The organism is Rhodopseudomonas sp. BR0G17, from assembly GCF_010907025.1.
Lineage (GTDB): Bacteria > Pseudomonadota > Alphaproteobacteria > Rhizobiales > Xanthobacteraceae > Rhodopseudomonas > Rhodopseudomonas palustris_H.
In genome coordinates this window covers 1-26,093 of record NZ_QUML01000031.1, presented here as the reverse complement: position 1 = coordinate 26,093, position 26,093 = coordinate 1, and the positions used below count along the sequence as shown (strand labels likewise).

The following is a 26,093-nucleotide window of genomic DNA, read 5'->3' as shown; positions in this document are numbered from 1 at the left end:
GGGGCGAACGCATGGGCACGGTCCGCTGCGCGGCGCCGACGTTAACGAAGGCTTTACAGCCGCGCAGCACCGTGTCGGCGGGTGGGACACATGTCGAACTGGCGGGACGAAAAGGCAAAAGCCAACGCGCTGGCATTGGCGCGGCTGACCAAGCGCTTGCCGGAGGCCTTCCCGCAGGCCGTGCTGATCCATGCCAAAGCGCGCGCCTATGTGCCCTCGACCCTGAGAGTTGCCGTCGACTCGTATTGGCGCGCGCATCCGCTGCGGGCGGAGCGGCTGGCGCGCGTGCTCGCGGCGCGCAGTGGCGCCCCCGCCGGCTGGGAGTGGCACGTCGGCGATCCCGAGGCTGGACTGCCGGCGACGTTTCGAACCCCGCCTGCGCCGTATCGTGAGACCGCGCACCAGCGCGGCGGCGGATTCTGCTGCGTCTGCGGCCAGCCGGTGTATCGGTTCGGTTGGCACGCGGATCTATGGGACGCCGGAATCAACAAGAATGCGACCTGGCACAGCGCCTGCGTCACCGCCTGGCAGTTCTGGAATGCGCCGAGCGGACAGACCAAGCTGTTGCGGCGCCTGCAGGGCCGCCGCTGCCGCGAGACCAATCGGCGGCTGTGGCGGACGGCAGAGGTCGATCACCTCGTGCCGCTGTTTCAGGTGTGGCGGCAGCACCGCGATCGCGCATGGCCGGAGCTGCTCGGCTATTGGGGACTGCCGAACCTGCAAGTAATCAATCGCGAGGTCCACGTCGCCAAATGCGCCGCCGAGGCGCGGGGCCGGCGCACCGCGCGGATCGCCGCCGCAGAGGACGCTGCGGTTTAGTGAGGCGATAACCGACGAGACGCGGCTGTCAGTTCGCTTCGATCGCGTGCACCGAGAACATCGCGTCCGGATCGGTCCAGCTCCGCGCCGGAGTCCAGCCGGCCTGCTGCGCCAGCGCGCGAAACCGCTCCAGGCTGTATTTGTAGCTGTTCTCGGTGTGAATGGTCTCGCCGTCGCGGAAGCTGATGCGTTCGCCGAACAGATGCACGGTCTGGTCGCGCAGGCTGACCAGGTGCATCTCGATGCGGTGCTGATCGCGGTTGTAGATCGCGCGGTGCGCGAAGGCGGACAGATCGAAATCGGCGCCGAGTTCGCGGTTGATGCGGATCAGCAGGTTGAGATTGAACTTGGCGGTGACGCCGGCGGCATCGTCATAGGCCGGCACCAGGACGCGCTCGTCTTTCTCCAGATCCACACCGATGATCATCCGGGCGCCGCGGCCGAGTATGTCGCGGGCGCTCTCCAGGAATCGCCGCGCCTCTTGCGGCTCGAAGTTGCCGATCGTCGAGCCGGGGAAGAACCCGACCTTCGGCAGGTCGCGGACCGCAGGCGGCAGCGCGAACGGCTTGGTGAAGTCGGCGGCGAGCGGATGCACCGCGAGCTGCGGGAAATCCCGCTGCAGCGCTTCGGCCTGGGTGATGATGAAATCGCCGGAGATATCGACCGGCACATAGGCCGCGACCTGGTGGGCGGCGAGCAGCAGGCGGATCTTGGTGGTGGCCCCGGCGCCGAATTCGACGATCGACGCGTCAGGTTGAATAAAGGCTGCGATTTCGGCGGCGCGGTCCCGCAGAATGCCGAGCTCGGTGCGGGTCGGATAGTACTCCGGCAGGCGGGTGATCTCGACGAACAGCTCGGAGCCGGCGTCGTCGTAGAAATACTTCGGCGACAGCTCCTTCTGCGGTCTCGTCAGCCCATCCTGCACGTCGCGCGCAAACGCAGCCGTATTGGAATCGAGCCGATGCGCTTGCGTCTGCACAGCGACGTGCACGTTCATAGGCGATCCTCCGGGATGCGCGCGTGGCGCATTTAGGTTTTCAAATCAGGCGCCGTAGTCGGCGAGCCGCAGGCCGGTGAACTGCCAGCGGTGATGCGGATAGAAGAAATTGCGATAGGTGACGCGGCTGTGGCCCTCCGGCGTCGCGCAGGACGAGCCGCGCAGCACCAGCTGATTGACCATGAACTTGCCGTTGTATTCGCCGAGCGCGCCGTCGATCGCCTTGTAGCCCGGGTAAGGCGCGTAGGCGCTGCGAGTCCATTGCCAGACGGTGCCGAAGGCGTCGGGAAGCTGACCAGCGCGTGCCGCGACTTCCCATTCCATTTCGGTCGGCAGGTGTTTGCCGGCCCAGCGGGCGAAGGCGTCGGCCTCGTAGTAGCTGATGTGGCAGACCGGCGCGGCGGGATCGATGCTCTGCAGGCCGCCGAGCGTCATGATCTTCCATTCGCCGTCGACCTGTCGCCAGTGGCCGGGCGCTTCCCAGCCTTCACGCTCGGCGCAAGCGAAGCCGTCCATCAGCCACCGCGTGGCGGTGCGATATCCGCCATCGGCCATGAACTGCAGCCACTCGGCATTGCTGACGAGGCGGCGTGCCAGCCGCACCGGTCCCACCAGCGCCCGGTGCACCGGTTTTTCATTGTCGAAATGGAAGCTGTCGCCGGCGTGGCCGATCGGGTGGATGCCTTCGGGTAGCGTCACCCAGTCCTCACCGCGATGGTCCGTTGTCGGCAGCCGCCATGCCGGATCATAGGCCGGCGGGATCGGATTTTGCGCGAAAGCATGGAGAATGTCGGTGAGCAGCAATTCCTGGTGCTGCTGCTCGTGATTGAGCCCGACCTCGATCAGCGGAGCGATCTCTTCGAGCTTGGCAGCGTCTGCGGTCGCGAACCAGCTCAGCATCGCCTCATCGACGTGGCGGCGATAGGCCGCGACTTCGGCGACGCCGGGACGGGTGAGAAGGCCGCGCGCCGCGCGGGTATGCCGGGGCCCGGCCGAGACGTAATAGGAGTTGAACAGGAAGGCGTAGTCGGGGTGGAACACCTGATAGCCCGGACAATGCGGGCCGAGCAGGAACTGCTCGAAGAACCAAGTGGTGTGGGCCCGATGCCATTTCGCCGGGCTCGCATCCGGCATCGATTGCACCACCTGATCTTCCGGCGACAGCGGTGCCGCGCGGCGCTCGGTCTCGTCGCGCACGGTACGATAGGCGTGGGCCAGCTGAGCGGCCAGATCGCGGGCGGAGACGGACGATGTGGAAGATTCGGCTGCAGAGCTTGCGGCGGAGGACAAAATCGTCACGAGCATCTCCGGTTTGGTGGAAAACGCTGCTGTTGGGAATGAGTTCCAGATCAGATAGGCGCTGGCGACCCGGATGAAAGGCCAGCGGCGTACCGGCGGAGATTTTACCGATGGTCAGGCGGCCACTCGGGCTCGGCATCGGGCCGCCGAAAAAAGGCAGCGAAGTCAATGCGACAGCCGGGCTCAATCGGTTTTGACTTGGGCTATTCAGAGGTTTCAGGATACATATATGACCGTTCGACCCGGCCGCTGGTGGTCAGCCGGCCGCGCCGCAAAAGGATTCGCCATGAGCATCGAGCAATTCATCGACAACGAAGTGAAGGCCAACGACGTGGTGCTGTTCATGAAGGGCACGCCGCAGTTTCCGCAGTGTGGCTTCTCCGGTCAGGTGGTGCAGATCCTCGATCACATCGGCATTCCGTATAAGGGCCACAACGTGCTCGAGAACGCCGAGCTGCGCGACGGCATCAAGGTCTATTCGAACTGGCCGACCATTCCGCAGCTGTACGTGAAGGGCGAATTCGTCGGCGGCTACGACATCGTGCGCGAAATGTTCCAGGCCGGCGAACTGCAGAAGCTGTTCACCGACAAGGGCATCAAGGCCGCCGCCTGAGCGCCTTCGTTCGCCAGATCGGCACGGCGACCTGTGAGGTCGTCGTCGCCGACATCACCACGCTCGCCGTCGACGCGATCGTCAACGCCGCCAATTCGTCTTTGCTCGGCGGCGGCGGCGTCGATGGTGCAATCCATCGTGCAGCCGGTCCTGAACTCGTCGCCGAATGTGAAACGCTCGGCGGCTGCGCCACCGGCGATGCCAAAATCACCCGCGGCTACCGTTTGCCTGCGCGCCATGTGATCCACGCCGTCGGCCCGGTCTGGCACGGCGGCGGCCATGGCGAAGATGCCGCGCTCGCCTCCTGCTACGCCCGCGCCCTGCAGCTCGCGAACGAGCATGCGCTGAGCTCGATTGCGTTCTCGGCGATCTCGACTGGCGTTTACGGTTTCCCGCCGGAGCGCGCTGCGCCGATTGCGGTTAAGACCACCCTGGATGCGCTGCGCTCCAACACTTCAGTGACCCTAGCGGTGTTCTGTTGCTTCTCGCCCGCGAGTGCAGAGTTGCACCGCGCGGCGCTTGCGGAAGCGGCCCCTTGAAACCGCTCCAAGCGCCGCTACCATCACATCCACGAAAAAGAACCCAGGAGGATACGAGAATGCTGCGTCGCGCTGCGCGATGGTTGATGGCAGGAGCGCTGGCCGTAATGGCCGCGAGCCCGGCGATCGCCGAGACCACCTTCGACCTGCCGCCGAGCGTGCAGTTCTCCGACAAGAAACTCGAACGCATCGACGAGTTCTTCAACAAGATCATTGCCGAAGGTAAGATTCCCGGCGCGATCGTCTATATCGAACGCCACGGCAAGCCGGTCTATCACAAGTACTTCGGCGTTCGCGACGTCGCCACCAAAGAGCCGATGACCGACGACACCATCTTCCGGCTGGCGTCGCTGACCAAGCCGTTCACGGCCTTCGCGGTGATGACGCTGGTCCAGGACGGCGAGATCAAGCTCGACGATCCGGTGTCGAAATACATCCCGGCATTCGCCGACACCAAGGTCGGCGTCGAGAAGAAGCGCGAGGACGGTGAGAAGTATCTCGATTTCGTCGCGCCAAAGCGGCCGATCCTGATCAGCGATCTGTTGTTGCACACCTCGGGCATCACCTACGGTTTCTATGGCGACAGCCTGGTGCGCAAGGCGATCGCGGCGGCCAAGATCTACGATGGCGATCCGAGCAATGCCGAGTTCGCCGAGCGGATCGCCAAGCTGCCGCTGCAGGAGCAGCCCGGTACGCTGTGGGACTACGGCAATTCCTACGAGGTGCTCGGCCGGGTGATCGAGGTCGCCTCCGGCAAGTCGTTCTATGAGTACCAGAAGGAGCGGCTGTTCGATCCGCTCGGGATGAAGGACACCCGTTATTATTTGACCACCGAGGAGCAGAAGGCGCGGATGGCGCAGCCGATGCCCAACGACGCCGACTTCCGGGTCGGGCGGCCGAGCCGGCCGGACATCGTCAAGAAATGGGAATCCGGTGGCGGCGGCCTGACTTCGACGCCGTCCGACGTGATCCGCTTCGTCCGCATGCTGCACAACAAGGGCGAGCTCGACGGCAAGCGTTATCTCAGCGAAGCCGTGTTCAAGGACATGACCACCGATCACATCGGTCCGAACTCCGGCGTCGAGCGCGACTACTTCTATTTCCCGGGTGACGGGTTCGGCTACGGCTACGGCCTCGGTGTCCGCACCGATGCCGGCAACGCCAAGCCGCCGCCGCCCGGTTCGCTCGGCGAATTGAAGTGGGACGGCGCTTCGGGCTGCTACTTCGTGGTCGATCCGAAGCTCGACATGTTCTTCGTGCTGATGGAGCAGACCCCGTCGCATCGCCAGCCGATCCAGCGCGAGCTGAAGAAGCTGGTATATGAGGCGCTGGATAATTGATAACGCAGCGTCAGCCGTTGCGTGCGTAGAGCATCGGCACTGACGTATCGAGCATCGCCTCGACCACGCTGACGCCGTGCCATGCAAGGGCGCGCGTCAGCGCCGGCGCCAGCTCCTCGCTGCGCGTCACCCGCGCCGCATCGCAGCCGAGCGATTGCGCCAAAGCGGTGAAGTCGATCCCGGGCAGCTCCAGCCCGGGCACGTTCCGCACCTGCATCACCTGGCTGAACGAGCGCATTGCGCCGTAGCCGCCGTTGTTCAGCACCACCACGGTCAGCGGCAGCTTGCGCTGCGCCGCCGTCCACAGCGCCTGGATCGAGTACATCGCCGAGCCGTCGCCGATCAGGCAGACGGTGCGGCGGTTGGGATGCGCCAGCGCGAAGCCGACCGAGGCCGGCAGCGACCAGCCCAGGCCGCCGCTCGCCATCGTGGCGAAACTGTCCTGGCCCGGCATCGGCATGTATTTCTGCATCGCTGGACGATGCGACGGTGCCTCCTCGACCAGCATCGCGTTCTCCGGCATCGCGGCGCGCAGCGTATGCAGCAGATACTCCACCGGCATCGGCTCGGCCGGCTGAGGTGCCGGCGGCACCGCGCGAGCCGGCGGTGCGGCGCGCTTGGTTTCCGGCAGCAGTTCCAGCAGCAGCGTGAGGGCAGGCGCCATCGTCGCGATGATGCTGGTGCCGAGCGGCGTCACGGACGCGGCTTCGGCATCGTCGGTGATTTGGAACAGCTTCGAGCCGCCCTCGAAGATCGCGGCGTGGCCTTCGACATGAAAGGTGAACACCGGCGCGCCGATCACCACGACGACGTCGTAAGCACTGAGCGCTTCAGACAGTTGTCCCGGAGACGCGTGCAGGAAGCCGGCGAATAGCGGATGCCGCTCGGGGAAACTGCAGCGCGCCGAGAACGGCGATACCCACACCGGTGCGTTGGTGCGCTCGGCGAGCTGGACCATCAGATCGACCGCATCGGCCCGATCGACCGCGGGCCCGACCACCAGCGCCGGCTTCTTGGCTTTGGCAAGCGTATCGGCCAGCGCCTGCATCGCTGATCGATCCGGACCGAGCTCGCGCGTGACGGCGCGCGGCGGCACCGGCGCGGCGGGCCGGGCCCAATCGTCAATCGGCACCGACACGAAGGTCGGTCCGCACGGCGGCTGCATGGCGACGTAGTAGGCGCGGGCGATCGCGGCGGGCACGTCCTCGGCGCGTGCCGGCTCGACGCTGTACTTCACATAAGGCCGCGGAAACTCGGAGGCGCGCTCGGCGCCGAGGAAGGCCTGCAGCGGCAACAGGCTGCGCGCCTGCTGGCCGGCGGTGATCACCAGCGGCGTCTGGTTCTTGAACGCGGTGTAGATGTTGCCGAGCGCGTTGCCGACGCCGGCCGCCGAATGCAGATTGACGAAGCCGGCGTTGCGCGTCGCCTGCGCGTAGCCGTCGGCCATCGCCACGGCAGAGGCTTCCTGCAGCGCCAGCACGTAGTCGATATCGTCCGGCCAGTCGCTGAGGAACGGCAGCTCAGTCGAGCCGGGATTGCCGAACACCCTGCCGATCTTGAAGGCGCGGAGCAGGTCGAGCGTGGCGGATTTGACGGTGGTGACGGCAGCGCTCGGCTGCTTGGACTTGTTGGCGGGCAAGGGCGATTTCCTCGGGCGGCGGATGCCGGTGTTGTTGTTTGCACCGATCAAATCCGCAGGCGGCGAGGGGAGTCAACACGGATCACGCGTCATTCCGCGGCGCGAGCGTGCGAACACCGCACAGTCATTCCGGGGCGCGCGTCGCGCGAGCCCGGAACCCAGAGGTTAGAGCAGGAAGGCGGCAGAACAGCTCGAGATTCCGGGTTCGCTCACTTTCGTGAGCGCCCCGGAATGACGTGCATGTTGCAAAGAGCTACCAGCTCGCCGTGGCCTTCATGGTCGGCTCGCCGTCGGCATTGGCGGTCCACAGGTCGAGGCCGGCTGCGGTCTCGTTGGCATTGACGCTGAAGTCGGCGCCGTCGAACAGCGGCTGCACGCCGCGATAGCTGAAGGTCTTCGGCACGCTGCCTTTGAGTTTAGCGGCGAATTCGACCAGCAGCGCGGCCTGCATCGGGCCGTGCACGATCAGGCCCGGATAGCCCTCGACCTTGGTGACGTAGTCGCGGTCGTAGTGGATGCGGTGGCCGTTGAAGGTCAGCGCCGAATAGCGGAACAGCAGCACCGGATCGGCGAGGTGGCTCTCGCGGTGCTTGGCGTCCGGCGGCGCTGCCGCGGGCTTGGCCGGCGTTGCGGGGGCGGACGAGGGCGGCGGCACGTCGCGATAGACAATGTCCTGGCGGTCGCGGATTGCAACGCCACGGGGCGTGGTGATCTCATGATTGACGGTGACGAAGCACAGCGTGCCGGTCGAACCCTGCTTGATCGTCACGTCGCCGATCGTCGAGGTCCGGGTCACTTCGTCGCCGACCTTGAGCGCATCGACGAACTGCAGTTCGCCGCCCGCCCACATCCGGCGCAGCAGCGGCACCGGCGGCAGGAAGCAGCCGCGGGTCGGGTGGCCATCGGGGCCGAGCTGGTCCATCGGGTACACCGGCTGCCCGAGGCACCAGTGCACGGTGAAGGGAGCGGCATCGCCGGTCTGCGGCTTGCCGATGTCGAGGAACAGCGTCGCGCGCAGCCCCTTCACGAGTTGTGGCGTGACCAGGTCGGTGGCCTGTTCGCTGCGGCCGATCCATTGCCGCAGATGATCGATGTCGAGCGCGTCGGTCATGTTGGTCCTCGCTTACTTGCGCTTGTCGCCGATGCCCGGCACTGCGCCGTAGCGACGCTCGTCGCCGACGAAGATCGCTGCCGGCGCCGGATAGCTGACCTTGCCGTTCGGGGTGTCGACTTCGATCCGGCGCAGATGCGGATGGTGCGACAGGTCTTCCATCGCGTTGACTTCGGCGAACGCGATGTCGGCGGCGGCCAGATGTTCGAGCAGATCGTCGCGGGTCAGCGAGCCGAAGATGTCGGCCACGATCTTGTCGGTGTAGGCGCGGTTCTTGACCCGCTCGACGCCGTTGCACAGCCGCGGATCGTTCGGCAGGTCAGGCTGACGCAGCACGTCCGAGCACAGCTTCTTCCACTCGCGCTCGCTCTGGATCGAGATCAGGATGTCCTTGCCGTCCTTCGAGGTGAACACGCCGTAGGGCGCGATCGACGGATGGGCGAGGCCGAGACGCTTGGGCGGATTGCCGGCCTCGGCATTGAGCAGCGGCACGGTCAGCCAGTCGGCCATGACGTCGAACATCGAGATCCGGATGTCGGCGCCCTGGCCGGTGCGGCCGCGGCCGATCAGGGCCTCGAGGATCGCCGCGTGCGCCGTGGCGCCGGTGGCGACGTCAACGATCGACATGCCGACGCGGGAGGCGCTTTCCGGGCCGCCGGTGATCGAGGCGAGACCGCTTTCGGCTTGGATCAACAGGTCATAGGCCTTGCGATGGGCGTAGGGGCCCTCGTCGCCGTAGCCGGAGATCGTGCAGATGATCAGCTTCGGATAGTCCTTGCGCAGCCGCTCGCGGGCAAAGCCGAGCTTGTCCATCGAGCCGGGCTTGAGGTTCTGCAGCAGCACGTCGGCCGAGGCGATCAGCTTTTCCAGCTCCGCGCGGCCTTCCTTGGTGGCGAGGTCGACCACCGCGGATTCCTTGCCGCGGTTGAGCCAGACAAAGTAGCTGCTCTGGCCCTTGGCGGCGGCGTCATAGCCGCGGGCGAAATCGCCTTCGGGCCGTTCGATCTTGATGACGTGGGCGCCGGCATCGGCGAGCCGCGAGCTGCAATATGGCGCGGCAACCGCCTGTTCGACGGCGATGACGGTCAGTCCTTCGAGCGGAAGCATCCAATCAATCCTGCAATGGCTACGTCATTGCGAGGAGCGAAGCGACGAAGCAATCCAGGCTCGGTGCACTCGGCTCTGGATTGCTTCGCTTCGCTCGCAATGACGAAGGAGACGGTTCAAGCGAGGCAGCGGTTGCTGCCCGCGCCCTCAGTACGACCGCGGCATCCCGAGCACGTGCTCGGCGAGATGCGACAGGATCAGGTTGGTCGAGATGGGCGCGACCTGATACAGCCGGGTTTCGCGGAACTTGCGCTCGACGTCGTATTCCTCGGCGAAGCCGAAGCCGCCGTGGGTCTGGATGCAGGCGTTGGCCGCTTCGAACGACGCGTCGGCGGCGAGCATCTTGGCCATGTTGGCCTCGGCGCCGCAATCCATGCCGGCTTCGTACTTGCGGGTGGCTTCCTTCACCATCAGCTCGGCCGCACGCATGTTGGCGTAGGCCTTGGCGATCGGGAACTGGATGCCCTGGTTCTGGCCGATCGGCCGGCCGAACACGGTGCGGTCCTTGGCGTAGGCGCTGGCCTTGGCGATGAACCATTTGGCGTCGCCGACGCACTCCGAGGCGATCAGGATGCGCTCGGCATTCATGCCGGAGAGGATGTAGCGGAAGCCCTTGCCCTCTTCGCCGATCAGGTTCTCCTTCGGCACCTTCATGTCGGTGAAGAACACTTCGGTGGTGGCGTGGTTCATCATGGTGCGGATCGGGCGGATCTCGAGGCCATGGCCGCGCGCCTCGCGCATGTCGACCAGGAACACCGAGAGACCCTCGGTCTTCTTGGTCACCTGATCCTTCGGCGTGGTGCGCGCGAGCAGGATCATCAGGTCGGAATACTCCGCCCGGCTGGTCCAGATCTTCTGGCCATTGACGATGTAGTCGCCGTTGGCATCCTTCTTGGCGAAGGTTTTCAGCGAGGTGGTGTCGGTGCCCGAGGTCGGCTCGGTGACGCCGAACGCCTGCAGGCGGAGTTCACCGCTGGCGATCTTCGGCAGCCACTTGGCCTTCTGCTCGTCGCTGCCGTGCCGCAGCAGGGTGCCCATGGTGTACATCTGGGCGTGGCAGCCGCCGCCGTTGCAGCCGGCGCGCTGGATCTCTTCCAGGATCGCCGCTGCGGCCGACAGCTTCAGGCCGGCGCCGCCGTATTCCTCGGGGATCAGAACGGAAAGGTAACCGGCCTCCGTCAGGGCGTCGACGAACGCCTTGGGATAGGCCATTTCGCGGTCGAGTTTGCGCCAGTACTCGCCGGGAAACTGCGCACACAGTTTGGCGACGGCGTCGCGGATGTCGTGGTATTCGTCCTGCTCCGCGGCATGGTGTTTCATCGGCTGCGTCTTCTTGTTGGTTTTGGGGGGAGGTCATGAGACCCGGACCGGCAAGGACTCGTAGCCCTTGACGAAGCTCGAATACACCCGCTTCGGCTCCCCGACAACTTCAATACGCTCGAAACGCTTGAGCATCTCCTCCCATACGATCCTCAGTTGCAATTCGGCCAAGCGCATCCCGACGCACCGATGGATACCGAAACCGAACGACAGGTGGATCCTGGCCCGGGCACGGTCGATGATAAATTCCTCCGGCCGCTCGATCACCTCGTCGTCGCGGTTGCCTGAAACGTACCACATCACCACGCGGTCGCCCTTGCGGATGGTCTTGCCGCCGAGCTCGGTGTCCTGGAGGGCGGTGCGGCGCATGTGGGCCAGCGGGGTCTGCCAGCGGATCACCTCGGGCACCATGGTGTCGATCAGCTTCGGGGTGGCCCGCAGCTTTTCAAACTCGTGCGGGTTCTCGTTCAGCGCCAGCACCGAGCCCGACATGGTGTTGCGGGTGGTGTCGTTGCCGCCGACGATCAGCAGCAGGATGTTGCCGATCAGGTTGTCGCGGTCCATCGTCCGGGTGGCGTCGTGATGCGCCATCATCGACAGCAGGTCGTTGCGCGGCTCCGAGTTCACCCGCTCGTTCCACATCCGGGCGAAATACGCGGCGCATTCGTTCAGCTCGTCGCGGCGCTGCTGCTCGGATTCGACCACGCCGCTCTTCGGCAGCGCGGTGGCGACGTCGGACCAGCGCGTCAGCTTGCGGCGTTCGTCGAACGGAAAATCGAACAGCGTCGCCAGCATCTGCGTCGTCAGCTCGATCGAGACGCGGTCGACGAAGTTGAAGGTCTCGCCGCGCGGTAGGCCGTCCAGCACTTTCTGGGTCCGGCCGCGGATCAGCACTGCCAGTTCGTCCAGATGCTGCGGCGTGAACATCGGCGACACCGTCTTGCGCTGCGCCGAGTGCCGCGGCTCATCCATCGCGATGAAGCTCGGCCAGTCGTAGCCGACCGGCGCGTCGCGGATGGAGATGCCGCCGAGCGTGGAGTCCGACGAGAAGATCTGGTGGTTGGTGTCGACATGCATGATGTCGTTGTACTTGGTGACGCTCCAATACGCCTCGATCGGCGCATTGGTGCAGTAATGCACCGGCTCTTCCTTGCGCAGCCGTTCGAACCACGGCCACAGCGTGTCGTCGCGGAAGTGCCGCGGGGCGCCGGGATGGAAATCCTTCAGCGGGGTCGCGTAGGCTTCCTCGCGCGCCGCCCGCAGCCGCGCCGCTTTTCCGGTCTCGATGGTGCCGTGCATCGTCGTCCTCCCTGGCCATGTCATGGACGCTCGCCGCGGTCGGCGGCGGCGGTCGCGGTCGGATTTTCGGTCCCGCCATGGTTAGGTCCGGCGGGTTCGGCCGTCTGATCAGATCGTCAATAGGCGGCAGCGGTGGGGCGCTTTCGGGGAGCCCGACCGGCCGCTCGAACAAATTGATTTGACGGTAGAAAAGCGCTCCGCGCGCGACTTGCGTCGACAAGCTGGAGACCATGCTGCACCGCCCGACCATTGGAGCCTTCTCAGGCTCCCGGTGCCGTGACATGGTGCGCGCAAACAACACACGGCGACGCTGCCAGGCGCCGCCGAGCGGAGCGAGCACCCAGCATGATTCCCAACGCGCAGAGCCTGTTCAACTTCGATCTCGGCGAGACCGCCGACGCGATCCGCGAGACCGTTCGCGACTTCGCCGCTAACGAGATCGCACCGCGCGCCGAAGCCATCGACAAGACCAACACGTTCCCGCGCGACCTGTGGCCGAAGCTCGGCGCGCTCGGCCTGCACGGCATCACTGTCGAGGAAGATTACGGCGGCGCCGGGCTCGGTTATCTCGAGCACTGCATTGCGATGGAGGAGATCTCCCGCGCTTCGGCCTCGGTCGGCCTGTCCTATGGCGCGCACTCCAATCTCTGCATCAATCAGCTCCGCCGCAACGGCAACGAAGCGCAGAAGCGCAAATATCTGCCGAAGCTGATCTCGGGCGAACACGTTGGCGCGCTGGCGATGAGCGAGCCGGGCGCCGGCTCCGACGTGGTGTCGATGAAGACCCGCGCCGACAAGAAGGGCGACCGCTTCGTCCTCAACGGCAACAAGATGTGGATCACCAACGGTCCGATCGCCGAGACGCTGGTGGTGTACGCCAAGACCGATCCGAACGCAGGGCCGCGCGGCATCACCGCGTTCCTGATCGAGAAGGGCTTCAAGGGTTTCTCCACCGCGCAGAAGCTCGACAAGCTCGGGATGCGCGGCTCTGACACCGGCGAACTGGTGTTCGAGGATTGCGAAGTGCCGGAGGAGAACGTGCTCGGCGAGGTCGGCCGCGGCGTCAACGTGCTGATGAGCGGGCTCGACTACGAGCGCGCGGTGCTGGCCGCCGGTCCGGTCGGCATCATGCAGGCCTGCATGGACGTGGTGCTGCCCTACGTGCATGAGCGCAAGCAGTTCGGCGAGCCGATCGGCACCTTCCAACTGGTGCAGGGAAAGGTCGCCGACATGTACGTGACGATGAATGCCTCGCGCGCTTACGTCTATGCGGTCGCCAAGGCCTGCGACCGCGGCGAGACCACCCGCGAAGACGCCGCCGGCGCGATCCTGTACGCCGCCGAACGCGCCACGCAATGCGCGCTCGATGCGATCCAGCTGCTCGGCGGCAACGGCTACATCAACGACTACCCGACCGGCCGCCTGCTGCGTGACGCCAAGCTCTACGAAATCGGCGCCGGCACCAGCGAGATCCGCCGTATGCTGATCGGCCGCGAGCTGTTCACCAAGACGGCATGAGACGTCACGCGTTGCAAGGGCGCCATGTTGGCGCCCTTGCTTTGACATCTGTGCCCCCTATGGCTCCGCCCCTCGCTTGAAACCGGAGGGACAAAATGGATGCCAAGGAGGTCTCCGCGCATTGGGAGAGCAACGCCGAGACGTGGACGATGCTGTCGCGTGCCGGCCATGACCGATATCGCGATGCGCTGAATACGCCGGCTTTCCTCGCGATGTTGCCGCCGGTCGCTGGTCTGAAGGGGCTGGACCTCGGCTGCGGTGAAGGCACCAACACCCGCGCCGTCGCGCGGCTCGGCGCCTCGATGACCGGCCTCGACATCGCCCCAACTTTTCTGCGTCACGCCCGGGACGCCGAACGACGTGATCCGCTTGGCACCGACTATGTGCTGGGAGACGGCCTCACGCTGCCGTTCGCAGACGGCAGCTTCGATTTCGTGACGGCCTTCATGTCGATGATGGACATGGTCGACCAGGCGGCTGTGCTCCGCGAGGTGACGCGAATCCTGAAGCCGGGCGGCTTTTTGCAGTTTTCCATCCTGCATCCATGCTTCGTACCGCCGACCCGCCGCAACATCCGCGATGAGCACGGCGTTCCGGTGGCCATCGAACTGGCCGATTACTTCGACGAGAGCGACGGCCGGGTTGAGCGGTGGTTGTTTTCCGGCCTCTCGCCGGAGCAGCAGGCCACGCTGACGCCGTTTGCGGTTCCGCGGTTTCACCGCACGCTGTCGACCTGGGTCGCGATGATCGTCGGGGCAGGCCTCAGGATCGAGGCGTTCGGCGAGCCGATGGCCTCGGAAGAGGTTGCTGCAGCCGAACCGATCGTCGCCGACACCCGGGTCGCCCCGATCTTTTTGCACGTGTTGGCGAAGCGTCCGATGACGCCTTAACGCGTCAGCTTGTTCACCTTCGCGACGTAGCTGCGCACGTCGGCGAGGACCTGGGGCAGCACCGCTTTGACCTCCGGCACGGTCATGCCGGGGCGGATCGCCGGGTGGTACAGGATGTTCAAGAGGTACTGATCGTAGACGTCGAAATAGCCCTTCTGGACGTCGTCGTTGAACATCGTCCACGGCACCTTGTCGGTGTCGTTGATCGGGCCGAGCGACTGCAGCAGCTCCTCATAGGCGCAGTCGCGGAACACGAAGTCGCCGTTGTCGATGGTGAGGATGACGTCGGAGCGCTCGATCTCGTACCGGTCGTTCTTGCGGAAGCCGGACAGGCACTGCGGATCGAGGCTTTCGCGGATCTCGCGGGCGCGTTCCTCGCCGTAGAAGGTCGCGATGGTCTTGCCGAGGTTGCGGTCGCGGACGAGGTGGACGGTGACGTTGGCCTCGTCGGGATTGTCGGTCATCGCGATGTCGAGATGCTCGACCCGGCCGGCGATGTCCGACACGATCCGGGCGAGCTCGGCGCGGCGATGCGCCTGACCGTCGCCTTCGGCATAGACCCGCACCGGGGCCTCGTATTTGCGAATCCGGTCGACCCGTCCCGCCATGTGGAATTCGGCACCGAACGCGGTGCGGAAGAAACCGTCGACGATCTGGCTGTCGGTGAAGTCGGTCTTCTCGCTGCGCTGGGTGGCGGAGAAGTCGGTCGCTTCGGCGGCGCCGGCCGGGGCCGTCGCGAGGAGCGTGATCGCGGCGGTGACCGCCGCGAGCGCAGGTCTAAGATGCCGGGCGCCGCAGTGCATCACGAAAGGCTGCCGCATTCCGGTCCGGCGCACAACCGGCAATTCGGCCGCAGCCGCCTGTGAGGCGGCCGATCGCCCGGCTGGCTTAGTTTTTCACCACCACAACGGTACCGACCCGAACCCGGTCGTACAGGTCCTTGACGTCGTCATTGGTCATGCGGAAGCAGCCTGATGACACCGCCTGGCCGATGGTTTCCGGCTCGTTGGAGCCGTGAATCCGGTACAGCGTCGAGCCGAGATACATCGCCCGAGCGCCCAGCGGATTGTCCTCGCCGCCTGCCATGTAGCGCGGCAGGTCGGGGCGGCGGCGCAGCATCTGGGCCGGCGGGGTCCAGCCCGGCCATTCCTTCTTGGCGGTGATGCGGTGGGTGCCCGACCAGCGGAAGCCATCGCGGCCGACGCCGATGCCGTAGCGCAACGCGGTGCCGTCGCTCTGGACCAGATACAGCCGGCGCTCGCGGGTGCTGATGACGATCGTGCCCGGGGCATAGTTGCCGTCGAACATCACGGTCTCGCGCGGGATCGGATTGGCGCTCGGGCCGGAGCGATAGAACGGTCCGAATCCCATCACCGAGCGCAGGTCGAGCTCTTGCGCCGAAGCGGCGGTCGGCAGGGCGGTGGCGATCGAGATCAGCGCGAGCGCGCTGGCGGCAAGTCGACGAACCATTCCGAAACCTCGCAATCTTCGTTTCGCTCCGAACTGGCCATAATCGCGGCGATTGCGCAAGCCGGCGGCTGTACGTCGGCGCACGCGTTCGCCGCAGTCCTGCCGCGCGCCGTCCCCCTTTGACGAAGCGATGGAACAATGATTGATCGGGCGCACAAATTGCAAATCGGGAGCGAAACTATGAATGGTGCCGAGAGTCTGGTGCGGACGCTGGTCAAGGGCGGCGTCGATGTCTGCTTCACCAACCCTGGCACGTCGGAAATGCACTTCGTCGCCGCTCTCGACCGCGTCGAGGGGATGCGCTGCGTGCTCGGCCTGTTCGAGGGCGTCGTCACCGGTGCCGCCGATGGTTACTACCGGATGAAGGGCACGCCGGCCTCGACGCTGCTGCATCTCGGCCCGGGCCTCGCCAACGGCCTTGCCAATCTGCACAACGCCAAGAAGGCCGCCTCCGGCATCGTCAACATCGTCGGCCAGCACGCCACCTACCACATCGATTACAACGCGCCGCTGACCTCGGACATCGAGGGCCTGGCGCGGCCGATGTCGGCCTGGGTCCGCACCTCGCCGGACGCCAAGTCGGTGGCGCGCGACGGCGCCGCGGCGATCGCTGCCGCCAAGAGCTCGCCAGCGCAGATCGCCACGCTGATCCTGCCGGCCGACACCGCCTGGAATGAAGCTGATGGCGTCGCCGACGTGCCTGAAGACAGCCAGCGCCCGACCTATTCGCCGCAGGCGGTGGAAGCCGCCGCGCGCGTGCTGCGCTCCGGCGAGCCGACCCTGCTGCTGCTGTCCGGCGCTGCGCTCACCGAGCATGGCCTCGCGCTGGCGCAGCGGATCGCCGGCAAGACCGGCTGCAAGGTGATGGGCCAGACCTACAACGCCCGGATGGCGCGCGGGCAGGGGCGCTACTGGATCGAGCGGATTCCGTATGTGGTCGATGCCGCGCTGCCGATCCTGAAGCAGTTCCGCCACATCGTGCTGGTCGAGGCGATGGATCCGGTGGCGTTCTTCGCCTATCCGGACAAGCCGAGCCTGCTGAAGCCGGAAGGCTGCGAGGCGCATCGCGTCACCGAGGTCGGCGAAAACTCGGTCGCGGCGCTGGAAGCGCTGGCCGGTGCGCTCGGTGCCAAGGCGAGCGACGCGGCGCCCCAGAAGCTGGTCGAGATCGCCAAGCCGACCGGCGCGCTGACGCTCGACAATATTGCCCAGGCGATCGCGATGGCGATCCCGGAGAACGGCATCGTGATCGATGAATCGATCACCACCGGCCGCGGCTTCTTCCCGCCGACGGCGGCCGCCGCGCCGCACGACTGGCTGCAGAATCTCGGCGGCTCGATCGGCTTCTCGCCGCCGGTTGCGGTCGGCGCCGCGGTGGCCTGCCCGGACCGCAAGGTGCTGTGCATGGTGGGCGACGGCAGCGCGATGTACACCCTGCAGGCGCTGTGGACCCAGGCGCGCGAGAACCTCGACGTCACCACCGTGGTGTTCGCCAATCGCAAGTATCAGATCCTGCGCGGCGAGTTCGACGGCGTTGGTGCCGGCAAGCCCGGCCAGCGCGCCGAGGACATGCTGACGCTGGACCGGCCGGACCTCGATTGGGTGGCGCTCGCCAAGGGCATGGGCGTGCCGGCGCGGAACGTGTCGACCGCCGACGAGTTCAACGTCGCACTCGCCGCCGGCCTCGCCAGCGGCGGCCCGAACGTGATCGCGGTGCAGATGTAGCACCGCGCGCGCTCCCGCCACCCGCGCGTTCCCGTTTCGGACAGTTGTCGAACCGGTGGCCGGCAGCGTAGCCTGTCGGCCGCGGCCGGGCATGGCCGCGGGTGGAGCAGGCATGAAGCGCTACGTGATCTTTGCCGCGATCGGTCCGTTGATCGGCGGCTTGCTGCTGTTGTTCGCGACGACCTATCTGTCGGGCTATTGGGCGCACACCCATCTGACCGAGGTGAAGAAGTTCTTCGTCGTGTTGTTCAAGTCGCTGCAATACAGCTACCTGTTCGGCCTGCTGCCGGCGCTGATGATGGGGGCGATCGACGAGATCATCTGTCACATCCGCCGGGTCAGCCCCGGCGGCCGGGTGGTGATCGTCGGCGTGATCGGCTTCCTCTCCACCGCCGTGATGTACGGCAACCGCGGCGCCGATGCCGGCGTCCTGCAATTCGGGCTGTACGGCATGGTCGGCCTAGTGCCGGCGACGCTGTCGTCCTGGCTGGCCAACAAGTTCTGCGCCCCCGTTACCGCCGAGGCCAAGCAAGCCTCGGCGTGACCGAAAAGGCTGTCAGCGAACTAAGCCCGTAAGATGGGTTGAGCGCAGCGAAACCCATCATGCCGCCGGCGGCTGACGAGCTTGCAATAGGCGCAGCCGAATGATGACGGCGCGCGCCCGCGCCGTCTTGAACGATCCGCGCTGGCGATAGTGTCTTGGCGGCTCAGCGGGCTGCCGCGGCCGCTTCGCCCCAGCCGCTCAGGCTTTCGATCGCATTGTCCTGCAGGGCGCCTTCGAGCTTGGCCTTCAGCTCGGCATGGCGTGCCCGGACCGCCGCCGCATGGTCGGCAGTCATACCGCTGTCGAAGGCGCGGACCAGCGGGCTGAGCAGCAGAAACTCCTCGGTCTCTTTCTGCGTCAGTCCGGCGATCACGGTGGCGCCGCGGGCGTCCTTGGTCAGCGCCCGGATCTGCTCCAGCCACTGCCGCAGCGAAGTCTCCTGCTCGAGCAACGCGTTGATCTTCTGATCGATGGTATGAGGCATGGACCGCTCCCTTCCCGACGATGGACAGACGCCATCTGCGATCGTCGCTAAACGAGCGTGCAGTGCGGCCGCATTGTGCCGGATCAATTGGTGCGGTGCGATGTTGTGCGGCGTTGTGGCGCGGCTTGGACGGTCGTTAGTTGAAGATCCGGGGAATGAGAGGCGCGCTTGGGACGGTCTCTGGATCTCGCGCGGGGGAGTGGGGGCGTCCTTGGACCGACCCTTCACCTTTCAAGATCGATGCGTTGGTACCCGATTTCCGTACCTCCAGAGGTATCAAATACGCTCTGTGTAGTCATTCTTCTGGCTTTGCTACGCGACAGTGTTCGTTTTCAATCTTTTTGTCGATTGTCTCTGCAATTTCGAGGCATGCCATTGATAGGATGTGAACAGTCGTGGTCAGATTAAGAGCTATAGCCAGCTCTCGGGCGCCATCGATCGACCTCCGAAGCTGATTCAAATTATCAACGTTAGCCATTCTATGATCTCGGGGGCTGTTGTGGCTTATGACGATTTCGAATCCCGGCGCGCGGCCAATAATCTTGGAGCCGACCTGTCCGCGCCGGCGGCAGGCTATTTCGCTTCGCCCCAAGAGAGTCTCGAGTTGGTCCGAATCTTCTGTCGGATCTCGTCGCCCGCAGAACGGCGACGTGTGATTGATCTCGCGAGGCGTATCCTATTAGGCCAGAAGTAAGCGCTCGACAGGACTTGAGCGCAGCCTCTCCGAATGCGCTACGTGCCTGCGTTGTGGGCCATGGCGCTTCAATACGCTGGCTTTTCCGACCATCTGTTGGACCGTCCATAAGGCACTTTCGTTGATGTCGATCAGCGTTGCGATTGTCCATGCGTTTTCGATCAGTGCCGGGACGCCAAGCGGTTTCAGAGCGAAGCCCGCCTGTTGAAAGCGTGGCATCCACCACATCTCGATCACGGCGCTGACTTGAGAGATCCCCTCGTCGAGGCCGAACTCTTGAACGGCTGCCATCAGTCGGAGGTTCAAGTCGCTGTCTCGTTGCGCGGGAACAATGAAATACCTCGACCACTCCCAGATATCGGGCGCCGATGGGCAACCGCTGACGGCGGCGAGATGAGGAAAGATTTCGTCGATCATCGTCGGCTTGGTCGTCGGGTAGAGCCTGTGACCCCCGACGACCTTCCCTTCGTCCATGGCCAGAAGGTAGATTGTATCGTCGTCGTCATACTGATCCATTTCCCGGCCGTCGGGGCGTTCGAGCGTCTTCCATCCTCGCTCTTCCACGAAGATCTCGTGCCTGATCTTGAAGTGCTGCTCGATCGCGTCCTGGTACAGATGGCGATTGCTTGCCGAGATTACATGGATCACGTCCACCTCCCCTGGATGAGTGACGTGAACTCTCGGACAACAAGCTCGGTATCGATATTGGGAAAAATCCCAGTGGCGCTTGTCTCAGGGACAAATCAAATTCTGCCGAATGGCGATGGCGACGGCGTGGGTTTTGTTCGCGGCGCCGAGTTTTCGTCCGGCCGTGGAGATGTGCTCTTCGGCGGTACGTTGCGCGATGCTCAGGATCTCGCCGATCTCCCAGGCAGACTTCCCTCGCGCCGCCCAGATTAGCGCTTCACGTTCCCGATGCGTCAGTCTTGGCGCCGCCGGCGCTGGCGAAGCGAGGGTCCGAATGCGATCGAAGGCGTACATGGCCATCAGATGCAGCACTGGTTTGCTGCGGGGATTGAGATCGATATTCGAGCCGCCCAGGGAGATCGCGGCTTCGTAGCCGGCCAGACCGTGGATAGGGACAATGAAGCCGCGCACCATCCTGAAGTCTGCAGCGCGGTCCATCACCTCCGCGGCTCGTTGATCGTCCTTACGATGATACGGCGCTTCCGACCATTCGAACGGATTGATGTTCTGGCGCAGATGTCGGACGACCGGGTCGGCGCGGTCGTAGTTGTTTTGCGTGTAGAGCTTGAACCACTCCTCTGGCCAGCGCTTCGCCATGACCATCTGCGAGAATTTTTGATAGTGGTTGGGGATGGCCGTGATGATGATTGTCTCGAAGCCGAAGGCGCCGAATCCGGTTTCTATCGCCCGGAACGCCTCGGTGAGGGTCGAGAGGCGAGAAAGGCCTTCGATGAAGTCCAAGGCGTCACGCCCATAATCGCCGTTGATCATGGTATTCCTGCACTGGACAGTCGGTCGAGTAGTAGTTTGATTAGTTACAACGTACCATTGTGCTTACGAGGTGGGAAGCACTAGCGCCACAGCACGTGCGGAAGATCAGGCTCGACTTTCCTCTCACCGGCGGCGACGAGCATGGCGCGGTTAGGGAGGTAGCCATTGCCGGGGGCGCTACGCCTGCGGCCTTCCCGGACGTTTGCCCTTCACGGCCGTTGAGTTCATTGTCTCCTGCATCCAGCCCAGTTTGAGCTGGCGCTGTATCGTAAGTGGTTTGCAGATCGCGTGGATTGCAGGGGCGCCTGACAGACGTGCAGTGGTACTCATTTCGAAGGGGAAATGGTGGGCGCACAAGGGATCGAACCTTGGACCTCTCCCGTGTGAAGGGAACGCTCTCCCGCTGAGCTATGCGCCCGGGACCGGTTGGGGACAGGGGCCGCGGAAGCGGCCGGTCGAACCACCGTAGAGGCGCGATTTACGAAGTGCGGGGCGGGGGTGTCAAGCGGCAACACCCGGCTTTGGCAGATTTGCCCAGATCGTCGCAGGGCGCGGCGCGGTTCAGCCGGTCTGGCGCGCGCGCGAGGCGTGGGATTGCAGCGCGCGGATTCGGTCGGCGAGCGTGCCGCCGGCCACCACCGGCGCGACGCCGGCGCTCTTGGTACCGTTGGCGGCCTTGGCGCCCTTCGCGGGCTTGGCCGGCGCCGGTGCGGTCAGCATCGCCTGGATCGGCGAATCCGGGCCTTCCAGCGTGATCGCCAGCTTGGCGACCTCGGCGGCGATGTCGTTGATCCGCTCGCGCAGCAGCGCGTTCTCCATCCGCTCGGTTTCCCAGGAGCTTTCCGCCTGCTGCTTCAGCGCCACCAGCTCGCGCTGCGCCTTGGCGCGTTCGTCGCGGGCCTGGGTCAGCTGGTCTTCGAGCGCGGCCTTGTCCTTGCGGATGCGGGCGAGGTCCGGCGACTTGCTGCTGGTGGCGTCGAGCTCGTTGCGCAGCTCGCCAACGGTGCGCAGCGCGGCCTCGTTGGCGGCGCGGAGCTGGTTGTTCTCGAATTCGCGCTCGGCCAGCAGCTTGCTCTGGGCGGCGAGACGCTCTTCCAGTTCGTGGACGCGGCCGCCGAGCAGCTCGGCTTCCTTGACCTGCAGCAGCAGTTGCCGGTCGAGCTCACCGACGCGCAGGCTCAGCGCCTCGACGCGGCCGCGGGCCTCATCCAGCTCGCGCGTGGTGGAGGCGGATTCGCCGCGCTGCGCTTCGAGCCGGCTGCGGGTGGCGGCAAACTCTTTCTCGGCCTCGCCGACCCGCGCCTGCAGCTCCTCGATCTTGGTGTGCAGCGCCACCAGTTCGACCTGCCGGGTGTCGGCCAGGGTGGAGCGCTCGTTGAGCTCGGCGTTGATGCGGGCGAGCTCGGCCTGCTTCTCGGCCAGTGCGCTCTCGGCGGCGCGCAGCTCCTCGGTCTTGGCGGCGAAGTCCTGCTCAGTGCTGCGAAGCTGTTCCTGTACCGCCTTTTCGCGCGCTTCGAGCGTCTCGATCGCGGCGTTCTTCTCGGCGAGTTCGAGCTTGAGGCGATTGATCGCGTCGGTCTTCTTGCCGATCTCGGCGAACTGGCTGGTCGTCTTGTTCTTGAGCTGGTCGACGCTCATCTCCAGCCGCCGAGCCGACATCGCGAATTCGGCCCGGAGCTGGTCCTTGTCGGCCTGGATCTCCGCCATCGACAGCGGCGTCGCCGCTTCCAGCCGCTTCGTCGTCAGCCGCACCGCGCGATTATGCACCAGCGGTGCCAGCATCAGCGCGAGCAGCATCGCGACCAGAAAGCCGATCGCCAGATACATGATCTGTTCGACCATCGATGTCTCCCACACGCGCTTTGGCAAGGCGCGCGCGTTCCGCGGAGCTTGGCGCGGAGCGCGTCGGCGCGAATTCGGACGATGAACCGTTGATGGCGCGGGCGAACGTCGCCGTCCAGCCGCAAATCCATTTGCGGCACAATGCCATAAGCCGGCGCCTTCGCGCCAGTGCATTGCGGCGTCAACGTGAATCGGTAGCCGGTTACGCGCTCTGGCTGTAGGCCGCGCGGGCGGCCTGGATCAGAACGGATTCCAGGTCGCCGAGGGGGTGAACTTCAGGTAGCCGATATTGGCGCCGAGCCGCAGGCCGATGCCGGACTGGATCGGCACCAGCACGATGCCGTTGGCAGTCAGCGCGGTCATGCCGAAGCCGCCGACCACATAGGCCGAGCCGTCGATGCCACCGAACCGCTGATAGATCGCGTTGGTGGAGGGCAGGTTGTACACTAGCGTCATGGTGCGGGCGCCGTTGCCGCCCCAGTCGAAGCCGACCGACGGGCCCTGCCAATACACTTTCAGGTCGCCGGCGTTCTTGGTGTAGAGCGTGCCTTCGCCGTAGCGCAGGCCGGCCACGAACGCGCCCGAACCTTCCTCGCCGAGCACATAGCCGTTGGGCAGGCCCCACTGGCTGACCGCGCGCTCGATCACCGAGGCGAGGCCGCGCGAGACGTTGCCGAAGAAGCGGTGGCCGGCGCCGACCAGTTCGTCCGGCCCATAGGTATTCGGGCCGGCGGGGGACTTCGGTGGCAATGGCTGTTGCTGCGCCACAGCCGGCACATTCAGGGCCGCCAGCGCAACAAAGGCCAGCGCGGCGCGACGCGTCACGAAGCTCATGCAATTCACCCCTGGGTCTTCAAATCCCTTGCGCCGCTTTAACCGGATGCTGACGGGCATCCTGTAGCGACGTTTGTCCCCGACTCGGAACGTTATCGGCAGCAACTATGACGGCACAGCGGCAGGAACGGAACCGGATGCGCCTTCGAATCGCCTTGATCGGACTGCTCGGCCTCGTTGCCGTCTGCAGTTCTGCGCCCACGACCGTGCTCGCCGGTACGACCGAGCGCCTCGTGGTCGATCGCACCACCGGTCTTGCGATCGATGGCTTCGATCCGGTGGCGTATTTCACCGATCATCAGGCGCGGCAAGGCCAATCAGAGTTCGAGGCCTCCGCAAAGGGCGCGGTCTGGCGGTTCTGCAACGACGACAATCGCAAGTTCTTTCTCGCCCGGCCGGATATCTACGGCCCGCAGTTCGGCGGCTACGATCCGGTTGCGGTGGCGCGCGGCGTGCCGCTGGCCGGCAACGCGCTGATCTGGCTGATCAGCGGCCAGCGGCTGTATCTGTTCGACCGCGAGGAAAACCGTGACGCCTTCGCGGCTAGTCCGGAGCGCTATCTCCACGACGCCCGCGAGCGCTGGCCGGGACTGTTGGCGACGCTCGCCGAATAGCTTCAACGTTAGCTGCCGTTGCGATCGCCCCAGGCGATGAACTCCGGCACGATGAAGTTGGGCCGCGGTTCGTCGAACCGCAGCGGTGCGCCGCTCCGGTCGGTCACCTTGCCGCCCGCGGCGATCACCAGCGCGGCGCCGGCCGCGATGTCCCATTCACAGATCGATGCGAGCCGCGGGTAGATGTCGGCCTTGCCCTCGGCGATCCAGCAGAATTTCAGCGACGATCCCAGCGTCGCGTGCACGGCGCCGGGGCGGGCGTCGATGAAGGCGACGGTGGCGGCATCGAGATGCGACCGGCTGACCGTGGCGATCCATGGCTCGCCCGGCTGCGGCAGCGGCCGGGTGCGGATCGCGCTGGCAGTGAAGCTGGTCCCGTCAGCGGCGACGGTCAGCCGTTCGGCGCCCTGGCCGACCGCGCCGCGCCAGGCGATCCCTTGAGCCGGCGCGCCGACGATGCCGAGAACCGGCAGGCCGTCGCACACCAGCGCCAGGTTGACGGTGAATTCGTCGCGGCCGGCGATGTACTCCTTGGTCCCGTCGAGCGGATCGACCACGAAGAAACTGCCCGATGTCGGCCGCCCGTTGCTGCAACACTCCTCCGACAGCACCGGGACGTGCGGCGCGATCTTCGCCAGCCCCTCGGCGATCACTCGGTCGGCAGCGAGATCGGCGGGCGTCACCGGCGAACCGTCAGGCTTCCGGGTGACCTTGGCGTCGCGGGGGATCGCCATGATTGCCGCCCCGGCGCGCAGCACCAGCTCGGTGAGCGGTTCGAGCAGAGTTGCGGCGTGCTCAGATGAAACGACGGCGGGCTGTTCGAACGCGGCAGTCATCAAGCTGTGTCATCCTCCGTCGGTGGTCCTGTTCGTGTCGGACCGTTGTGTTGGCACTGCCTGCGGCCGCAGTGTATCAAGCCATTAACCAAGGCTGATTCGTCTTGCGAGCGGTTTTCCGAGGAACAGACTGATGTCCGACACCCAATCTCCCGCTGTGCAGGCTCCCGCACCCGACGCGCTGGAGCTCGCGGCGCTGCTGTGTTCGCGGGTGTGCCACGATCTCATCAGCCCGGTCGGCGCGATCGTCAATGGCCTGGAAGTGCTCGACGACAGCTCCAAGCAGGAAGACCGCGATTTCGCGCTGGAATTGATTCGAAAGAGCGCCAAAACCGCATCGGCCCGGCTGCAGTTCTGCCGGCTGGCGTTCGGTGCGGCCGGCTCGGCCGGTGCGCAGATCGATCTTGGCGACGCGCAGAACATGGCGCGCGGTCACCTCGAAGACGACAAGACCAAGCTGGCGTGGAATCTGCCGCGGCTGCTGCTCGCCAAGAACCGCGTCAAGCTGCTGCTCAACATGCTGGTGATTGCTCAGCAGACGATTCCGCGCGGTGGTACGCTGACGGTCGATCCGATCGGCGAGGGCGACAATTTGTCGTTCCGCATCGTTGCGGCTGGTATTAATGCCCGCACGCCGCACAACATCGTCGATCTGCTCAACGGGACGCAGAGCGGCCCGATCGAGTCGCACGGCGTGCAGCCGTACTACACGCGGCTGCTCGCGCAGGCCTGCGGATTGACCGTGTCACTTGCGCCGGAAGGCGACACGATGGTGGTAACTGCGTCCTGAGAGGCGCAGTGATATAGTGAAGATTGTATTGACGCTCAGCCTCGGGATCGTACGAAGGTCCTAACTATTTGAACTTCCGCCGCATCGTCCCGCGGCCTGCAACCAATATTAAACGCTTTCCGCACACAGTGGCCGCATTAGTCGGGCATTGGCGACGGTCGCGTGCCCGCGTGCAGTGAAGGCCACGCGTATGGACGATCTTCTTCGTGAGTTTTTGACGGAGACCTTCGAGAGCCTGGACACGGTTGACAACCAGTTGGTCCGGTTTGAGCAGGAGCCGAACAACGCGAAGATATTGGACAATATTTTTC

General features: G+C 65.3%; 25 protein-coding genes and 1 tRNA gene. 10 read left to right on the top strand and 16 right to left on the bottom strand.

Translation table 11 applies throughout. The features are described 5' to 3' along the window. Positions 1-90 precede the first annotated feature (90 nt). Positions 91-819: a hypothetical protein gene (locus DY467_RS20165; protein WP_164638536.1), complete on the top strand. Its 729-nt coding sequence runs from the start codon at positions 91-93 to the stop codon at positions 817-819. 28 nt (positions 820-847) lie between these two features. On the opposite strand, the gene egtD is transcribed toward DY467_RS20165, so the two are convergent. Continuing rightward, positions 848-1,816: an L-histidine N(alpha)-methyltransferase gene (egtD, locus tag DY467_RS20160; RefSeq protein ID WP_164638535.1), complete on the bottom strand. Its 969-nt coding sequence runs from the start codon at positions 1,814-1,816 to the stop codon at positions 848-850. A 45-nt stretch (positions 1,817-1,861) separates the two neighbouring features. Next, entirely contained in the window at positions 1,862-3,121 is a 1,260-nt protein-coding gene (gene egtB / locus DY467_RS20155; RefSeq protein WP_164638534.1) for an ergothioneine biosynthesis protein EgtB, read from the bottom strand. A 280-nt stretch (positions 3,122-3,401) separates the two neighbouring features. Between egtB and grxD the strand changes: the two genes are divergently transcribed. The 3 genes from grxD to DY467_RS20140 are packed head-to-tail and all read left to right on the top strand — an operon-like array spanning position 3,402 to position 5,607. Further along, positions 3,402-3,728 (top strand): Grx4 family monothiol glutaredoxin, encoded by a 327-nt coding sequence (grxD, locus tag DY467_RS20150; protein ID WP_164638533.1) that lies wholly within the window; start codon positions 3,402-3,404, stop codon positions 3,726-3,728. Then, positions 3,725-4,267, top strand: a complete 543-nt coding sequence (locus DY467_RS20145; RefSeq protein ID WP_164638582.1) for an O-acetyl-ADP-ribose deacetylase — start codon at positions 3,725-3,727, stop codon at positions 4,265-4,267. Before grxD ends, DY467_RS20145 begins: the two co-directional genes overlap by 4 nt. A gap of 59 nt (positions 4,268-4,326) precedes the next feature. After that, complete coding sequence (locus DY467_RS20140; RefSeq protein ID WP_164638532.1) at positions 4,327-5,607, top strand: serine hydrolase domain-containing protein; 1,281 nt, start codon at positions 4,327-4,329, stop codon at positions 5,605-5,607. Between the two features lie 10 nt (positions 5,608-5,617). Here DY467_RS20140 and mdlC read toward each other — a convergent pair whose 3' ends face one another. The 5 genes from mdlC to DY467_RS20115 all read right to left on the bottom strand — a co-directional run bounded on the left by mdlC (position 5,618) and on the right by DY467_RS20115 (position 12,083). Continuing rightward, positions 5,618-7,246 carry a benzoylformate decarboxylase gene (gene mdlC / locus DY467_RS20135; RefSeq protein ID WP_164638531.1) on the bottom strand — a complete coding sequence of 543 codons (1,629 nt, stop codon included), beginning with the start codon at positions 7,244-7,246 and terminating at the stop codon, positions 5,618-5,620. A 253-nt stretch (positions 7,247-7,499) separates the two neighbouring features. Continuing rightward, the gene (locus DY467_RS20130; RefSeq protein ID WP_164638530.1) at positions 7,500-8,357 is read right to left on the bottom strand and encodes an HTD2 family dehydratase; all 858 of its coding nucleotides are present in this window, start codon (positions 8,355-8,357) and stop codon (positions 7,500-7,502) included. Positions 8,358-8,369: 12 nt separating this feature from the next. Next, positions 8,370-9,464 (bottom strand): CaiB/BaiF CoA transferase family protein, encoded by a 1,095-nt coding sequence (locus DY467_RS20125; protein ID WP_011157170.1) that lies wholly within the window; start codon positions 9,462-9,464, stop codon positions 8,370-8,372. A 147-nt stretch (positions 9,465-9,611) separates the two neighbouring features. Continuing rightward, on the bottom strand, positions 9,612-10,784 hold the full coding sequence (locus tag DY467_RS20120) for an acyl-CoA dehydrogenase family protein (RefSeq protein ID WP_164638528.1): 1,173 nt from the start codon (positions 10,782-10,784) through the stop codon (positions 9,612-9,614). Positions 10,785-10,817: 33 nt separating this feature from the next. Beyond that, positions 10,818-12,083, bottom strand: a complete 1,266-nt coding sequence (locus tag DY467_RS20115) for a cytochrome P450 (protein WP_164638525.1) — start codon at positions 12,081-12,083, stop codon at positions 10,818-10,820. A 345-nt stretch (positions 12,084-12,428) separates the two neighbouring features. On the opposite strand from DY467_RS20115, the gene DY467_RS20110 reads away from it, so the two are divergent. Next, entirely contained in the window at positions 12,429-13,601 is a 1,173-nt protein-coding gene (locus tag DY467_RS20110; RefSeq protein ID WP_164638523.1) for an isovaleryl-CoA dehydrogenase, read from the top strand. A gap of 95 nt (positions 13,602-13,696) precedes the next feature. Further along, complete coding sequence (locus tag DY467_RS20105; RefSeq protein ID WP_164638521.1) at positions 13,697-14,491, top strand: class I SAM-dependent methyltransferase; 795 nt, start codon at positions 13,697-13,699, stop codon at positions 14,489-14,491. Here DY467_RS20105 and DY467_RS20100 read toward each other — a convergent pair. Beyond that, entirely contained in the window at positions 14,488-15,312 is an 825-nt protein-coding gene (locus DY467_RS20100; protein ID WP_246701592.1) for a DUF2927 domain-containing protein, read from the bottom strand. The two genes, DY467_RS20105 and DY467_RS20100, sit on opposite strands and share 4 nt — an antisense overlap. A gap of 67 nt (positions 15,313-15,379) precedes the next feature. Next, positions 15,380-15,961 carry a L,D-transpeptidase gene (locus DY467_RS20095; protein ID WP_107354806.1) on the bottom strand — a complete coding sequence of 194 codons (582 nt, stop codon included), beginning with the start codon at positions 15,959-15,961 and terminating at the stop codon, positions 15,380-15,382. 180 nt (positions 15,962-16,141) lie between these two features. Here DY467_RS20095 and DY467_RS20090 point away from each other — a divergent pair, with 180 nt between their 5' ends. Together DY467_RS20090 and DY467_RS20085 are read left to right on the top strand one after the other, a co-directional pair. Then, a complete protein-coding gene (locus tag DY467_RS20090) occupies positions 16,142-17,686 on the top strand; it encodes an acetolactate synthase large subunit (protein ID WP_164638519.1) in 1,545 nt (514 codons plus the stop codon). Between the two features lie 112 nt (positions 17,687-17,798). Next, positions 17,799-18,230: a DUF5413 family protein gene (locus DY467_RS20085; RefSeq protein ID WP_164638517.1), complete on the top strand. Its 432-nt coding sequence runs from the start codon at positions 17,799-17,801 to the stop codon at positions 18,228-18,230. A gap of 163 nt (positions 18,231-18,393) precedes the next feature. On the opposite strand, the gene DY467_RS20080 is transcribed toward DY467_RS20085, so the two are convergent. From DY467_RS20080 to DY467_RS20055, 6 genes are all read right to left on the bottom strand, one after another. Continuing rightward, entirely contained in the window at positions 18,394-18,714 is a 321-nt protein-coding gene (locus DY467_RS20080; RefSeq protein ID WP_107354809.1) for a hypothetical protein, read from the bottom strand. Between the two features lie 679 nt (positions 18,715-19,393). After that, positions 19,394-20,056 (bottom strand): acyl-homoserine-lactone synthase, encoded by a 663-nt coding sequence (locus tag DY467_RS20075; RefSeq protein ID WP_164638515.1) that lies wholly within the window; start codon positions 20,054-20,056, stop codon positions 19,394-19,396. Positions 20,057-20,140: 84 nt separating this feature from the next. Beyond that, on the bottom strand, positions 20,141-20,866 hold the full coding sequence (locus DY467_RS20070) for a LuxR family transcriptional regulator (protein WP_164638513.1): 726 nt from the start codon (positions 20,864-20,866) through the stop codon (positions 20,141-20,143). Between the two features lie 343 nt (positions 20,867-21,209). Next, positions 21,210-21,284: transfer RNA gene (locus DY467_RS20065), tRNA-Val, on the bottom strand. Between the two features lie 143 nt (positions 21,285-21,427). Beyond that, complete coding sequence (locus tag DY467_RS20060) at positions 21,428-22,708, bottom strand: coiled-coil domain-containing protein (RefSeq protein ID WP_164638511.1); 1,281 nt, start codon at positions 22,706-22,708, stop codon at positions 21,428-21,430. A 240-nt stretch (positions 22,709-22,948) separates the two neighbouring features. Continuing rightward, the gene (locus DY467_RS20055; protein ID WP_107343619.1) at positions 22,949-23,542 is read right to left on the bottom strand and encodes a DUF1134 domain-containing protein; all 594 of its coding nucleotides are present in this window, start codon (positions 23,540-23,542) and stop codon (positions 22,949-22,951) included. Between the two features lie 107 nt (positions 23,543-23,649). On the opposite strand from DY467_RS20055, the gene DY467_RS20050 reads away from it, so the two are divergent. Then, on the top strand, positions 23,650-24,156 hold the full coding sequence (locus DY467_RS20050; RefSeq protein WP_107343620.1) for a YHS domain-containing (seleno)protein: 507 nt from the start codon (positions 23,650-23,652) through the stop codon (positions 24,154-24,156). 8 nt (positions 24,157-24,164) lie between these two features. On the opposite strand, the gene DY467_RS20045 is transcribed toward DY467_RS20050, so the two are convergent. Then, positions 24,165-24,992: a 3'(2'),5'-bisphosphate nucleotidase CysQ family protein gene (locus DY467_RS20045; RefSeq protein WP_164638509.1), complete on the bottom strand. Its 828-nt coding sequence runs from the start codon at positions 24,990-24,992 to the stop codon at positions 24,165-24,167. A gap of 133 nt (positions 24,993-25,125) precedes the next feature. Between DY467_RS20045 and chpT the strand changes: the two genes are divergently transcribed. Then, entirely contained in the window at positions 25,126-25,782 is a 657-nt protein-coding gene (gene chpT, locus DY467_RS20040) for a histidine phosphotransferase ChpT (protein WP_107343622.1), read from the top strand. Positions 25,783-26,093 lie beyond the last annotated feature (311 nt).